The sequence below is a fragment of the Saccharophagus degradans 2-40 genome (genome assembly GCF_000013665.1).
Lineage (GTDB): Bacteria > Pseudomonadota > Gammaproteobacteria > Pseudomonadales > Cellvibrionaceae > Saccharophagus > Saccharophagus degradans.
The window spans coordinates 2,114,328-2,127,062 of sequence record NC_007912.1 but is presented as its reverse complement, the minus strand read 5'-3'; the positions used below and the strand labels follow the sequence as shown (position 1 = coordinate 2,127,062).

General features: G+C 46.7%; 11 protein-coding genes. 5 read left to right on the top strand and 6 right to left on the bottom strand.

Annotation, left to right across the window (positions count from 1 at the left end; translation table 11 throughout):
- Positions 1 to 84 precede the first annotated feature (84 nt).
- The gene (locus SDE_RS08680; protein ID WP_011468138.1) at positions 85 to 699 is read right to left on the bottom strand and encodes a dUTP diphosphatase; all 615 of its coding nucleotides are present in this window, start codon (positions 697 to 699) and stop codon (positions 85 to 87) included.
- Positions 700 to 880: 181 nt separating this feature from the next.
- On the opposite strand from SDE_RS08680, the gene SDE_RS08675 reads away from it, so the two are divergent.
- The 3 genes from SDE_RS08675 (at position 881) to SDE_RS08665 (ending at position 4,336) form a co-directional block, all read left to right on the top strand.
- Positions 881 to 1,396: a phosphatase PAP2 family protein gene (locus tag SDE_RS08675; protein ID WP_011468137.1), complete on the top strand. Its 516-nt coding sequence runs from the start codon at positions 881 to 883 to the stop codon at positions 1,394 to 1,396.
- Entirely contained in the window at positions 1,396 to 2,478 is a 1,083-nt protein-coding gene (locus SDE_RS08670) for an MJ1255/VC2487 family glycosyltransferase (protein WP_011468136.1), read from the top strand. The genes SDE_RS08675 and SDE_RS08670 overlap by 1 nt, the downstream gene beginning before the upstream one ends.
- A gap of 157 nt (positions 2,479 to 2,635) precedes the next feature.
- Positions 2,636 to 4,336, top strand: a complete 1,701-nt coding sequence (locus SDE_RS08665) for a glycoside hydrolase family 43 protein (protein WP_011468135.1) — start codon at positions 2,636 to 2,638, stop codon at positions 4,334 to 4,336.
- Between the two features lie 79 nt (positions 4,337 to 4,415).
- Here SDE_RS08665 and SDE_RS08660 read toward each other — a convergent pair whose 3' ends face one another.
- The 3 genes from SDE_RS08660 to SDE_RS08650 all read right to left on the bottom strand — a co-directional run bounded on the left by SDE_RS08660 (position 4,416) and on the right by SDE_RS08650 (position 6,791).
- Complete coding sequence (locus tag SDE_RS08660; protein WP_011468134.1) at positions 4,416 to 5,192, bottom strand: TatD family hydrolase; 777 nt, start codon at positions 5,190 to 5,192, stop codon at positions 4,416 to 4,418.
- 110 nt (positions 5,193 to 5,302) lie between these two features.
- Positions 5,303 to 5,656 (bottom strand): PilZ domain-containing protein, encoded by a 354-nt coding sequence (locus tag SDE_RS08655; RefSeq protein WP_011468133.1) that lies wholly within the window; start codon positions 5,654 to 5,656, stop codon positions 5,303 to 5,305.
- A 139-nt stretch (positions 5,657 to 5,795) separates the two neighbouring features.
- Positions 5,796 to 6,791: a DNA polymerase III subunit delta' gene (locus tag SDE_RS08650; protein ID WP_011468132.1), complete on the bottom strand. Its 996-nt coding sequence runs from the start codon at positions 6,789 to 6,791 to the stop codon at positions 5,796 to 5,798.
- Positions 6,792 to 6,933: 142 nt separating this feature from the next.
- Between SDE_RS08650 and SDE_RS08645 the strand changes: the two genes are divergently transcribed.
- On the top strand, positions 6,934 to 7,578 hold the full coding sequence (locus tag SDE_RS08645; RefSeq protein WP_011468131.1) for an RluA family pseudouridine synthase: 645 nt from the start codon (positions 6,934 to 6,936) through the stop codon (positions 7,576 to 7,578).
- Positions 7,579 to 7,771: 193 nt separating this feature from the next.
- Positions 7,772 to 10,516 (top strand): cellulose binding domain-containing protein, encoded by a 2,745-nt coding sequence (locus SDE_RS23195; protein WP_011468130.1) that lies wholly within the window; start codon positions 7,772 to 7,774, stop codon positions 10,514 to 10,516.
- A gap of 169 nt (positions 10,517 to 10,685) precedes the next feature.
- Here the strand turns inward: SDE_RS23195 and SDE_RS08635 are convergent, their stop codons facing one another.
- Together SDE_RS08635 and SDE_RS08630 are read right to left on the bottom strand one after the other, a co-directional pair.
- A complete protein-coding gene (locus tag SDE_RS08635; protein WP_011468129.1) occupies positions 10,686 to 11,912 on the bottom strand; it encodes an acyltransferase family protein in 1,227 nt (408 codons plus the stop codon).
- A gap of 148 nt (positions 11,913 to 12,060) precedes the next feature.
- The gene (locus tag SDE_RS08630) at positions 12,061 to 12,663 is read right to left on the bottom strand and encodes a CIA30 family protein (RefSeq protein ID WP_011468128.1); all 603 of its coding nucleotides are present in this window, start codon (positions 12,661 to 12,663) and stop codon (positions 12,061 to 12,063) included.
- Positions 12,664 to 12,735: the final 72 nt, after the last annotated feature.

Genomic DNA, 12,735 nt, shown 5'->3' with positions numbered 1-12,735 from the left:
TTTTCTCACACAATTTAGCTATTCTGGCCGCACTACTTGCGTGCACACCCAGTTTTTAGCATTGGTTTAGGGCAAAATTACAGCTTATTTGGGGTATCGGCTATCTAGGGCATTATAGACGGCATCTCGAAAATCGGCCCTGCTGGTGTCTAGTTGCTGTACTATTTCGGCTAAATGCTCGTTATCTTCCCTGCCGTCATCCCAGTTTTTAATGTAATTACCTTCTTTATAGCCTTTGTCTTGCCTAAAAAAGTTAAGTACGTTTTTGCCGACATAGCTGGCATATAGCTGCTCAAACGTTAAGCCTGCTGCCCCCATTAACACACCGAAACTGGCTACGCTAAAGCTCTTGGTGGCGAGGGTTTTCTCTGCAAAAACTTCTACAGCCTCACGAAAATCTGCGCCGGAAGCATCAATAACTAGATCGGCCTCTATTTGTGCGGCCAGCTCGTCGCTATTTTTGGCAGATACAAGCAAAATACTTAGCCCAAAATGCCAAATATCGATCAATTCTAGAACAACCTGCTCCATGTCTGGCTCTTGCTTCTTCCACCACTTCCACCCGTAATGGTCTAACAACTCGCCGCATTCTATCCATATAGCGCGGTACCACGCATAGTTTTGGCCACGCCAATCCTTTGTCACCTTAGAATTCATGGCATCCTGCATTTCAAGCATGGTTTTAATTTGGCTATTCATGGTTTTAACCCGCAATTTCAAAAACGGCGATATTACCACAGCTACCCTTTTAGCTCACCGCTTAAACCCACCCGGCCTACTTCGCCACTGTCAACGAACTGCAATATTTCTATCACAAGGCGGTCACACTCAAGGGCTAAATTTTGCACAAATGGGGCTTTAATTATTTAGAGGCAAAGAAATGCGATTACTCCAAAGTATTCACCAATATGATGTTCAAACTTTTAGTTGGTTTCTAAGCCGTAAAAACCGCAAGCAGGCTGTTGCAGCAGCGAGAATTGCTTCCTTTACCGCAGATGGCCCACTCTATATTGCTACGGCATTGCTGTTTATGTTTTTGCAGGAATGGCAAATAGTTAAATTACTCGCCGCTGTTTTTATTGTTGAACGTTGTTTTTATTTTGTATTCAAATCGCTTTTCAAACGCAATCGCCCGCCTCAAGCGATTCCAGGTTTTGTAAGTGCTATTACCCCGTCAGATAAATTCAGTTTTCCATCTGGGCACACATCTGCGGCATTTTTAATGGCTGCAGTGCTTTCTAGCGTAGTGCCAGGATTAGGTTGGTTTATGTACCCGTGGGCGACATGTATTGGCGTAGCGCGGGTTACGCTTGGTGTTCACTTTCCAACCGACGTAATAGCGGGCGCCTTAATGGGCCACACCATCGCAATTGTATTAATAGGTTATATGCTTTAATGAAGATTTTATACGGTGTACAAGCAACAGGTAACGGCCATATCACCCGCGCACGCGCTTTGGGTAAAGAGCTAAAAGCCTGCGGCCTTGATGTAGATTTTTTGTTTTCTGGGCGCGACAAAGATAAATTTTTTGATATGGCTGAATTTGGTGACTGGCAGTGTTACCAAGGCCTAACGTTTGTACACGAAGCTGGCAAAACCAAGCTTATAGATACCATTAAACAAAACAGCCTTAAAACGTTGTTTAAAGATATTCGAGCATTAGATGTTTCAGGCTACGACCTAATCATTACCGATTTCGAGCCTATTTCTGCTTGGGCAGCAAAACGTGCGGGCAAACCGTGTATTGGTATGGGCCACCAATACGCTTTCAATCACGCCGTGCCTAAAACGGGTGACAGCCTTATTCCCCGTATGATTATGCGTAACTTTGCCCCCGCGAGTATCGATTTAGGTTTGCACTGGCACCACTTTGGCTACCCTATTTTGCCCCCCATTGCCGAAACACATGTTACCAACAAAGCCGTAGAGCCTAACAAGGTTGTTGTTTATTTAGGGTTTGAAGACCCAGACGAAGTGGTATCGCTGCTTGAGCCTTTTACCGATCACTTATTCACGGTATATGGCCCGTTTGCGCAATACGAAAGCATGGGGCACATTCAGCTTAAACCGTTATCTAGGGATGGCTTTCAAGAAGACCTTGCTACAGCCGCAGGCGTAATTTGTAACGCGGGTTTTGAGTTAAGCAGCGAAGCAATTCAACTAGGCAAAAAACTGTTGGTTAAGCCATTGCAGGGCCAAATGGAACAGCTTTCTAACGCCAAAGCATTAACCGAACTTGGCCTAGGTATGGCGATGAATAGCTTGGACCCACAAGTGTTAGACACTTGGCTAAAACACGCTAAAGGCAGCCAAGTAAAGTACCCCAATGTAGCAAAAGCTATTGCTCAATGGGTAAACAGCGGCAAATGGAATACTCCCTCCTCTAAAGCAGAACTCGTCGACTCTCTGTGGAAGCAAGTCCACGCACCAGAAATAACCCATTTCGGCAGCACCTTGCCCCAGCCATCCCTCGCTTAAACTTCTGCTTCGGCGATTGCCCTGCAATCGCCACCCCTCCCTTTTTCCCTTTTCTCCCTTTCGCCACCCTACCGTTTCGTATTCACCCAAGCTGTTGTACACTAGTCTAGTAGTCATTATAACCATATATAATTTAAATAACTTGGCGAATCAATTTATGCGACTTTTACCTATCTTACTCGTTAGCTTACTTCCACTGCTCTCAAGCTGCACAAGCGCCATAAACGGGCAACAAAATAGCCAAACCTCGCCTGTATTTGATTGGTTTGAATACGCGGGAAGCGATGCTTTATACAACACGGTTGCGCCAAGTAAAAATGCCTATACCAACCCAGTAATAAAAGGGTTTTATCCAGATCCAAGCATTGTAAGAGTGGGAGCAGATTACTACCTCGTGAACTCTTCATTTGGCTACTTCCCTGGCGTGCCGATATTTCATAGCACAGATTTAGTGAATTGGGTTCAAATAGGTAATATTCTCGAGCGCCCATCACAATTACAAATACCCAGCGGCATGGGTGTGTCGCGAGGTATATTCGCCCCAACACTGCGCCACCACAACGGTATTTTTTACATGATTACTACAATGGTAGACGGTGGCGGCAATTTTATTGTTACTGCAAAAAACCCCGCAGGCCCTTGGTCGGACCCAGTATGGTTACCTGAAGTGGGCGGTATAGACCCAGATTTATTTTTTGATGACAACGGCAAAGCCTACATACTTAACAACGACGCCCCCATTGGCGAGCCGCTTTACGATGGCCACCGAGCCATTTGGATTCGCGAATTCGACTTAGCCACATTAAAAACCGTTGGCGACGCCAAGTTAATAGTAAACGGCGGTGTAGATATAACTACCAAACCCGTTTGGATAGAAGGCCCACACCTTTTCAAAAATAAAGGCGCTTACTATTTAATTAATGCAGAAGGTGGCACCAGCGTGAATCACAGCCAAGTTGTATTTAAAGCGCAAAGCCCTTGGGGGCCGTATATTCCTTGGGAAAACAATCCAATTTTAACACAGCGCCATTTACCGGCTGATCGCGCCAACCCCGTCACATCCGTTGGCCATGTCGATTTAGTACAAACTCAACATGGCGACTGGTGGGCGGTATTTTTAGGCTGCAGGCCCTATAAAGATAACTACTACAATACCGGCCGCGAAACATTTTTATTACCGGTAGATTGGTCTGGCGAATACCCCGTCATTCTTCGCGGCGATGCCGAGGTGCCCTATCATCACCAACGCCCCCAATTGGGAGCATCCCAACAACCAGCCATTGCCCTTAGCGGTAACTTTATTGAGCGCGATGAATTTGACTCAGCACTTAAACTTTATTGGCGCAAGGTTCGCACCCCCACAAACAACTTTACAGATTTAACCTCTCAAAAAGGCAAGCTTGTTTTAACTGCAAACAATACAGATTTAAGCGACTTTGGATCACCAGCATTTATTGCGCGCGCACAGCAGCACCTAACAGGCAGCGCAACAACCAAACTGGTTTACACACCCCCACACGTGGGCGACAAAGCGGGTATTGCTGCCTTTCAAAACGATGAGTATTTTTATGCGCTTACCGTTACAAAAAATAATAGCGGCCTTGCCATACAACTAGAAAAACAACTTGGCAAGAACAAAGAAATTGTTGCGCAATATCCACTACAAGAAAAAACGCTTCGCAATGGCTTATATTTGAAAATAGAATTTAATAACGACAAATATGATTTCAGCTATTCCACAAATAACACCAAGTGGCAATCGGTAGGCGAAACACAAGATGGAACTATATTAAGCACGCAAAGTGCAGGCGGGTTTGTAGGTGCCACGCTAGGTATATTTGCATATACCGCGCACTAAAACACATAAACAATAGCTAATCGCTAGTAGCTGATTACTAGTGATTAGCTATTATGAGTTAGCTATTAGCGCTTCGCTGTTATTTTGTTCTTTTAAATAAGGTATGAAAATTATTTGTGGTGATTTCTGCTAACGACTCCAAACTAATGCCTTTTAAATCGGCAACAAATTGCGCGACCTCTCTTACATAACGCGGCTCGTTCGGTTTACCGCGAAATGGTACAGGCGCTAAGTAAGGTGAGTCGGTTTCTACTAGCAACCGATCTAATGGCATTTTTTTAACTACATCGCGCAGCGACTCGGCATTGCGAAAAGTCACGATTCCAGAGATAGAAATATAATAATTTAAATCCATCGCCGCCTTGGCCATTTCCCAATTTTCGGTAAAGCAATGCAGCACACCTGCAGACTCAGTGCTGCCGTATTCTTTTATTAAATCTAAAGTGTCTTGCCTTGCATCGCGCGTATGCACAATAACGGGCAAATCTAATTGGGCGCCTGCAATTAAGTGGTTAGCAAAACTTTGCTTTTGAATGTCTGCGTAGTCTTTACTGTAGTAGTAATCTAAGCCCGACTCACCTAGCGCAACAACTTTTGGCGCTTTGGCCCATTCCACTAACGTTTCTACACTCACAACTTCGCTGGTTACATCGGATGGATGCGTGCCCACAGAGCAAAATAAGCCTTCGTATTTACTGGCTATATCTACTACTTGCTGTTTATTCTCTTCGCTAATGCACACGCATAACATGGTTTTTACACCCTGCTCTTTTGCGGCAGCAATTGCGCCATCTAAACCGTCTTCGTAGCGACTAAGGTCTAATCGGTCGAGGTGACAATGGGAATCAACAAGCATTAATGTGCTCCAAAAAAGTAATAATTAAATGTGGGGTTTAACTAGAGGGTTGTACCAAGCAAGGTTTGCCAACTTGGTACACAAAAGAAGATACAACTATAAATAACACGCTACATGGTGTGGGTAGGTCTATCTGATTCTAGTGAACCTGCTAAGTAGTTTTCTATTTTGTTTGCGGCAATATCATCTTCACCGCTAAATTGTACGCCAATGCCCGCTGCTCGGTTGCCCTGTGCCCCTTTTGGGGTGATCCATATTACGCGGCCAGCTACAGGAATTTTCTCTGGCTCGTCCATTAAACTAAGCAACATAAACACTTCATCGCCCAACACATACGATTTATTCGTTGGGATAAACAGCCCGCCATGCTCTACAAATGGCATATAGGCCGCATACAGCACCGCTTTGTCTCGAATGGTGAGGGACAATATCCCGTTACGAGCACCGCCACCTATACCTTTCATCGCTTACTCCTCTGTTTTCGCCGTTACCTTAGTCAATTAACGCGAATGTGTCTATAGCTATACGAAGGGGATAATACACCACAAAATACCGCCCGCTCGTAACAAATGTGCAACCTTTTTTGAGTCTAGCAGCGAATTGTTAGCTTTTTGCTACCAACTGCCAATCCATCAGCAATTCTTCAATAAATAACGTTTGATTAAGGTTGGCATTGCGGATTAATTTAAGCTTTTGCTCACACAGCCGTTCTCTAAACCGAAATAGCATCTGACCAGAAACACGTGCCATATATTGGGCTAACGGCTGAATCGATTCCTGCCGCTGTTCGGCCCTTACGCTACTAGGTGCCAGCTTAGTTGTAATAAGGCTATCCACGAGGTTAAGCATTAACTCTACAAGCACTGGGGCGCTTATGCCGCCCAGCTGAGCAACCGCGCTTACGGGGCCACGTGTTTGGCTTGCTAGCTGCTCTAAACACGCCATGGCTTTTTGGCGTTGCTCTACGTATTCCGTTTTAAGCCACTCTACGCCTTTAAGTGGCGCACCGCCCGCTTCCCCTAGCAAAGGTATTGCAGCTTGGTGGCCATTTTCTTGCAGCCAACTTTGCGCCACATCGTAAGAGGGTGTGGTAAGCACAATACGTGCACAGCGGCTGCGAATGGTGGGTAGTATTTGGCTTTCTTGGAAAGTAATTAAAATAAGTACGGTATCCCCAGCAGGCTCTTCCAAGCTTTTTAGCAAGGCATTGGATGAATTATTATTCATCGCTTCGGTGGGCGTAACCACCACGACCTTTTTACCGCCCTGCTGAGCCGTTTTAGATACAAACTCGGTAACCCTGCGAATTTGGTCTATTTTAATTTGCTTGCCCGCCTCTTCTGGCGCAATCCAAAGTAAATCTGGGTGGCTGCCTGCTTGCAGCAATTGGCAGGCTCTGCACTTACCGCAGGCTATCCCCTCTAATGGCGATAAGCACAGCAGCAACTGCCCCATGGCTTTAGCTAGGGTATCCGACCCCAAACCTTCTTGCCCTGTAATTAACAGCGCGTGGGGAACCCGCTTTTGGGCTAACTTTTCTGCAAACTCGTCCCATACGGACTCGAGCCAAGGGTACGGCGGCATGGGCACTAAGCTCATTAAAACCTCTTAAATTGGCCTATTACCAATTGGTGGAATCGGGGGATAAAACGCACGTGCATAAAGTGCTGCGCGATTATATCGGGTATAGTGGCGCCTTTATACCTCATTGCCCAATACATATCGCCCACTTAACAAAACTATGCAAACCAACCTAGCACCGGCTCAATTCGAATTACTGCATTGCGACGAAGATATAGTTGTAGTGAATAAGCCTACCGACCTGCTCTCTGTGCCTGGGCTTGCATCGCCACAGAACCTATTTGATAGGGTAAAAGCGCAGTTTCCTACAGCGTTAGTGGTGCACCGTTTAGATATGGCCACCTCGGGCTTAATGATTTTTGCCCTAAATAAACCCGCGCAATCGCACTTAGGTAAACAATTCGAGCGCCGTACCATAAAAAAAATGTATGTTGCAGTGGTGCATGGGTTAGTTGAGCAGCAATCTGGTGAGATAAGCTCGCCACTTATCTGTGATTGGGAGAACCGCCCCAAACAGAAAGTAGACTGGCTACATGGCAAGCCAGCACTTACCCAATATAGCGTTGTAGACCGCAACACAGCCATGCAAGCTACGCGGGTACACCTATTCCCCCATACGGGTCGATCCCACCAATTGCGTGTACACATGCAGCAGATTGGCCACCCCATCATTGGCGACTACTTTTACGCCCCACAAGATGCCGACTCGTGTAATTCACGTTTGTTGCTGCATGCCCAAACACTCAATCTTAGCCACCCTACCAGTGGCGCAAATATTCACTTTGACTGCCCCGCACCATTTTAAATACCAATCATTGCTTTAGAATTAAAATAAGCATGATATTTTGATTACTTCCTCACAGTTGTCATACAAATAAACTGCAACACTTACACAGTTGTTAGCAGCACCCGCTCGTTAAGCTTTACCAAATAAAAAAGAGCAATCACAACACATCACGTTTGCGAAGACACATTCCAATAATAAGGAGACATAACCCATGTCGGCACTCACTCGTCCCAAATTTGGTGCACACACCAAACTGTTCCACGCTATAAAGCATGCGTTAACCCCCGTTATATTTTTAGGTGCTGCTGCTTTCCCACTTGCCGCTCACAGCCAATACAACATGGAAAACCTCGACCGCGGGTTGGTGGCCATAGATCGCAAAGACGGCAGCGTATTAGTAAGCTGGCGCTGGTTGGGGCAAGAGCCAGATAACACCAGCTTCAACGTATATAGAAACGGCACACTATTAACCAGCTCCCCCCTTACCAATAAAACAAACTTTGTAGATACCAGCGGCAACCCAAACGCTAATTACGCGGTAGAAGCCATAGTAAACGGCGCGAGCCAATCACTAGCCACCACACATGTATGGAGCGATATATACCGCACTATTCCGCTGCAAAGACCACCAGGTGGCACCACCCCCGACGGAGTGGCATACACCTATAGCCCCAACGATATAAGCGCAGCCGATTTAGACGGCGATGGCGGTTACGAGCTAATCGTAAAATGGGACCCCTCCAACGCAAAAGACAACTCGCAAAGTGGCTACACCGGCAATGTGTATCTCGACGCTTACGAAATATCTGGCGAGTTTATGTGGCGCATAGACCTAGGCCGCAATATTCGAGCAGGCGCCCACTACACGCAATTTTTAGCATTCGATTTTGATAGCGATGGCAAAGCAGAAGTTGCAGTTAAAACCGCAGACGCCACCAAAGACAGCCAAGGAGTAGTAATAGGAGACAGCAATGCCGATTACCGCAACAGTGCAGGCTATGTTTTATCTGGCCCCGAATACCTCACCATGTTTGAAGGCCAAACCGGTAGAGCGCTAAATACCGTTAACTACGTACCCGCGCGCGGCAGTGTTTCTAGCTGGGGCGACAACTACGGCAACCGTGTTGATAGATTTTTAGGTGGCGTAGCCTACTTAGATGGCCAAAACCCAAGTTTGATTATGTCGCGCGGGTACTACACCCGCACCGTGGTAGCAGCATGGGACTGGCGCAATGGGCAGCTTAGCCAACGCTGGGTATTTGATTCCAACACCAGTGGCAACAGCAGCTATGCAGGCCAAGGCGCGCACAGCCTTACCATTGGCGATGTAGATGCAGACGGAAAACAAGAAATTGTATTTGGCGCCATGACCATAGATGACAACGGCACCGGCTTGAACAATACCCGCCTAGGTCACGGCGATGCACTGCACCTATCCGACATGGACCCAAGCAACCCAGGCTTAGAAGTGTTTATGGTGCACGAATGCCCCTCTTGCTATGGCGAGCACGGAATAGAAATGCACGATGCCGCCACCGGCCAAATACTATGGAGCCACCCAGGCGACTACATAGACATAGGCCGAGGTGTAGCCATGGATATAGACCCACGTTATGCCGGCTACGAAGCTTGGGCTTCGCGCGGTGGTTTATACAGTGCAAAAGGCGAAACAATATCGAGCACGCGCCCGTCGCAAATAAACTTTGCCGCTTGGTGGGATGGCGACTTACTGCGCGAAATACTCGATAACAATTACATAAACAAATGGAACTACACCGCCAGCTCTACCACGCGCTTGCTAAGCGCAGGTAACTACGGTGCAGCATCGAACAACGGCACCAAGGCTACACCAGGGCTTTCGGCCGATATTCTTGGTGACTGGCGCGAAGAAGTGGTATGGCGCAACAGCAACAACCAAGAACTTATGGTGTTTACCACCCCACACGAAAGTGAATACCGCTTAAGAACCCTAATGCACGACCCGCAATACCGCACAGCCATAGCTTGGCAAAACGTGGGCTACAACCAACCACCTCACCCCTCTTACTTTTTGGGTGCGGGTATGACTACCCCCAACCAACCACACATAACCATAGTTGGCGAAGGCACAGTGCAGCCTCCAGCCCCTACAGGCGACGCAATACAAGAAAACGCCACCGGCTTTTGCGGCTACGAAGGCACTATAGATAGCAACCACTCTGGCTATACAGGCGCGGGCTTTACTAACACTACCAACGCAACAGGTGCAGGCATTAACTGGAACCTACATGCGTCCACCGCCGGTACATACCGCCTAAGCATGCGTTACGCGAATGGCAGTACGGCACGAGGTGCTGTGCTAAACGTAGAAACAACCGGTAATAGCTACCCCATGGCATTTGCACCAACAAGCACATGGACAAACTGGCAAGAAGAATATGTAGACGCCCACCTAAACGCCGGCTACAACAGCATTCGGCTTGAAGCAAACCAAGCGGCAGGTTTGCCCAACCTCGATGCCATCTACCTAGCCGATGGTCTTACGGCGGCAGCGTGCGGCCAAACATCTAGCAGCAGCTCGTCCTCCAGTAGCTCCTCTAGTTCTTCCAGCAGCTCTTCAAGCTCTAGTAGCAGTTCCAGTAGTAGCTCGAGCAGCAGCTCATCCGGCGGTACAACAGCAGGCCTAGCTTGCGCCAACGGCAGTACAGATACATGGGGAACGGGGTTTGTGTTAAACGGCTTCCAAGTAGAAAACGAAGGCCAGCAAGCCACCAATAACTGGCAAGTGACACTTCAATTCGACCAGCCCGTAAACATAACCAACGCATGGGGTGTAAACGTAGAAACAACAGGCACAACCGTTGTAGCAACAAGCGTAGGCTACAACAGCCACCTAAACCCGGGGCAAAGTGCTAGCTTTGGAATGCAAGGAACATCGGCAACGGCGGTAAGCAACCCGCTATGCAGTGCCCAGTAACTTTCGTAATTAATCAACCTGCTAGGTGGGCATTGCCCACCTAGCTCGCACAATTTTCTAGTTTCACTAATAGTTACACTAAGACGGACATGTTGAAAGTTAATCGAGTTTTCCTAACCTTCGTTACCCTCTGTTGCATAACGTATCAAACACAATAGGTTTGTCATATTTAGCGCGGTTGCTGTACGGGCATAATAGCGCTCCAAGCGCGGGGCTTGCGCTTACCGCTCAACACCGCACCAATAAACGTAGAGCGCACAAATAGCTCATAGAGTAAAAGTGAAATAGCCACAGTAATACCCGAAATAGCACCTAGCTTAACCAACCAATGCAAAGGCAACTCTGCAAAAGCAATTTGCAGCCAAATAACAATAGGAAGATGAATTAAGTAAAGCCAGTAAGAGGCATCCGCAAGGTAGCGTACATAAGCGCTCGTTTTATTAAAAAACCGCCGGAAAACACCAAGAGTAATAGACACCAGCGACCACATCATAAGCGCGTAAGCCAAGCCAAAGCCAACTTTGAACAACACATACAGGCTATGGGCCTTTTGCGCTTCGAATTTAGATAAGAAACAAGCTACACCCACAGCGACAACACACAATAGCCATTTCGTTACCGTTAGCGTGGCAAAACCGTCAAGCAGCGAGCGATCTTTATTCAGCAACCAACCGAATAAATAAAAGCCACCATAGATGAAAAAAGTTGGGGCGTGGGGCACCAATGTTTTATCTGGCGTTTCCATTCCCCAATGGCTCATAAACCATAAACAACCAGAAGTAGGAATAGCCAACACACACAGCGCCATTTGCGACTGGCTCGCCCAGCGCATTCCTGTCGTGCAAACCGCTGCAACGCGAGTATATATACCCTTATGCCAGCTCACGATACATCGCAATAGCAATACGCAAAGCGTTATCCAAATAAGCGCATAGAGAAACCACAAATGTGTACCTGTAAAAATACCTGTCGGCAGCGAAGATAAAGAAGCAAAACCGCCCAACAAAGCATTTGGTACATTCGCTTCACCGCGCATACTTTCTGCACCCATTATCCAACCGGATACCAACAGAGGTCGCAATACAAACCAAGCCACAATAAACGGTACAACAATTCTTATAAAACGAGAGTGAAGAAAGCGCCCTGCTCCATCGCGATGCAATACCGCATGGCTAAAATATCCAGCAATAAGAAAAAAAAGCGGCATTCGAAATGAATGACTAACCAACACAAAAAAGGACACTAACGAGCTAGTAGACACATCCATAACGGCCCAGCCAATATACATGGGCATAAAAGAAAGGCTTGCATGAAATACCACGCCAAGTATCAGTGCGAAAGCTCGTGCAGCATCAAGGTAATCGAGTCGCCCCGAATTATGTATTAGCATATTCATAATAGGATTCGCTTAATTAAAGTAGATTAAAAGCTGCTTACTCAGACAATTTAATTATGAGCCCAAGCTTATGCGCCACTCGTAAATAATCGTGAAAGGCTTCAGCAACGAAGCCTTAGCATCAGTAAATGAGATTAATTGGCCCTAATTATTTATAAAAACTCACTTCATCTACCTCAAAACCAAATACCCCTTGCTGCATACCAAAAGCGACAATACTTACACTGCTAATAGTTTTGGTATTTAATTGCGTCTGCTCAGACCAAGCGCGCTTGAGCGAACGGAACGGAATTTTTAGTTCGTGAAACTTACCATCTTGCGGCACAACTATTGGAGCGGCGTGATAATCAAAGTTAGTCACCTCAACACTGTTCGCAGAAATGGATAAACTACCCGTATGAATTTTTACGCGGATACTTATCCCTTCATACTCACTAGCATCTTTCGGTAAATTTTCAGCATCTAACAACAACACCATGCTTGCCCAACCAGGCTGCCCACGTGGCGGCGCGATATTCCCCTTAACGGCTACCACGCCCTGCTCAACAGTGTGCTCTAGTGTGGTTCCACCACCTGCCACGGCATCGGTCATAAACTGCCTTGCATGGCCAAGATTGTTTGTTTGAGCATGATTAAAGTCATCTATAACAGGTAACAAAGCCGCCCCATAACCCATGCAAGAAATCGTTAATATTGCCACTATGCTAAAGTATCTACCTACTGCGCATAAATGTGTTTTGCCGTATTTCATATCGTCTCTCCTTATTAATTGTTTGCGATGTAGCAGACCTTTGTAGACGCTACACTCTATAAGTGTTTCTCA

What these genes read in the sequence shown, in the direction of transcription:
- SDE_RS08680 (WP_011468138.1), bottom strand. Translation starts at nt 699, where the DNA reads ATGAATAGCCAAATTAAAACCATGCTTGAAATGCAGGATGCCATGAAT.
- SDE_RS08675 (WP_011468137.1), top strand. Translation starts at nt 881, where the DNA reads ATGCGATTACTCCAAAGTATTCACCAATATGATGTTCAAACTTTTAGT.
- SDE_RS08670 (WP_011468136.1), top strand. Translation starts at nt 1,396, where the DNA reads ATGAAGATTTTATACGGTGTACAAGCAACAGGTAACGGCCATATCACC.
- SDE_RS08665 (WP_011468135.1), top strand. Translation starts at nt 2,636, where the DNA reads ATGCGACTTTTACCTATCTTACTCGTTAGCTTACTTCCACTGCTCTCA.
- SDE_RS08660 (WP_011468134.1), bottom strand. Translation starts at nt 5,192, where the DNA reads ATGCTTGTTGATTCCCATTGTCACCTCGACCGATTAGACCTTAGTCGC.
- SDE_RS08655 (WP_011468133.1), bottom strand. Translation starts at nt 5,656, where the DNA reads ATGAAAGGTATAGGTGGCGGTGCTCGTAACGGGATATTGTCCCTCACC.
- SDE_RS08650 (WP_011468132.1), bottom strand. Translation starts at nt 6,791, where the DNA reads ATGAGCTTAGTGCCCATGCCGCCGTACCCTTGGCTCGAGTCCGTATGG.
- SDE_RS08645 (WP_011468131.1), top strand. Translation starts at nt 6,934, where the DNA reads ATGCAAACCAACCTAGCACCGGCTCAATTCGAATTACTGCATTGCGAC.
- SDE_RS23195 (WP_011468130.1), top strand. Translation starts at nt 7,772, where the DNA reads ATGTCGGCACTCACTCGTCCCAAATTTGGTGCACACACCAAACTGTTC.
- SDE_RS08635 (WP_011468129.1), bottom strand. Translation starts at nt 11,912, where the DNA reads ATGAATATGCTAATACATAATTCGGGGCGACTCGATTACCTTGATGCT.
- SDE_RS08630 (WP_011468128.1), bottom strand. Translation starts at nt 12,663, where the DNA reads ATGAAATACGGCAAAACACATTTATGCGCAGTAGGTAGATACTTTAGC.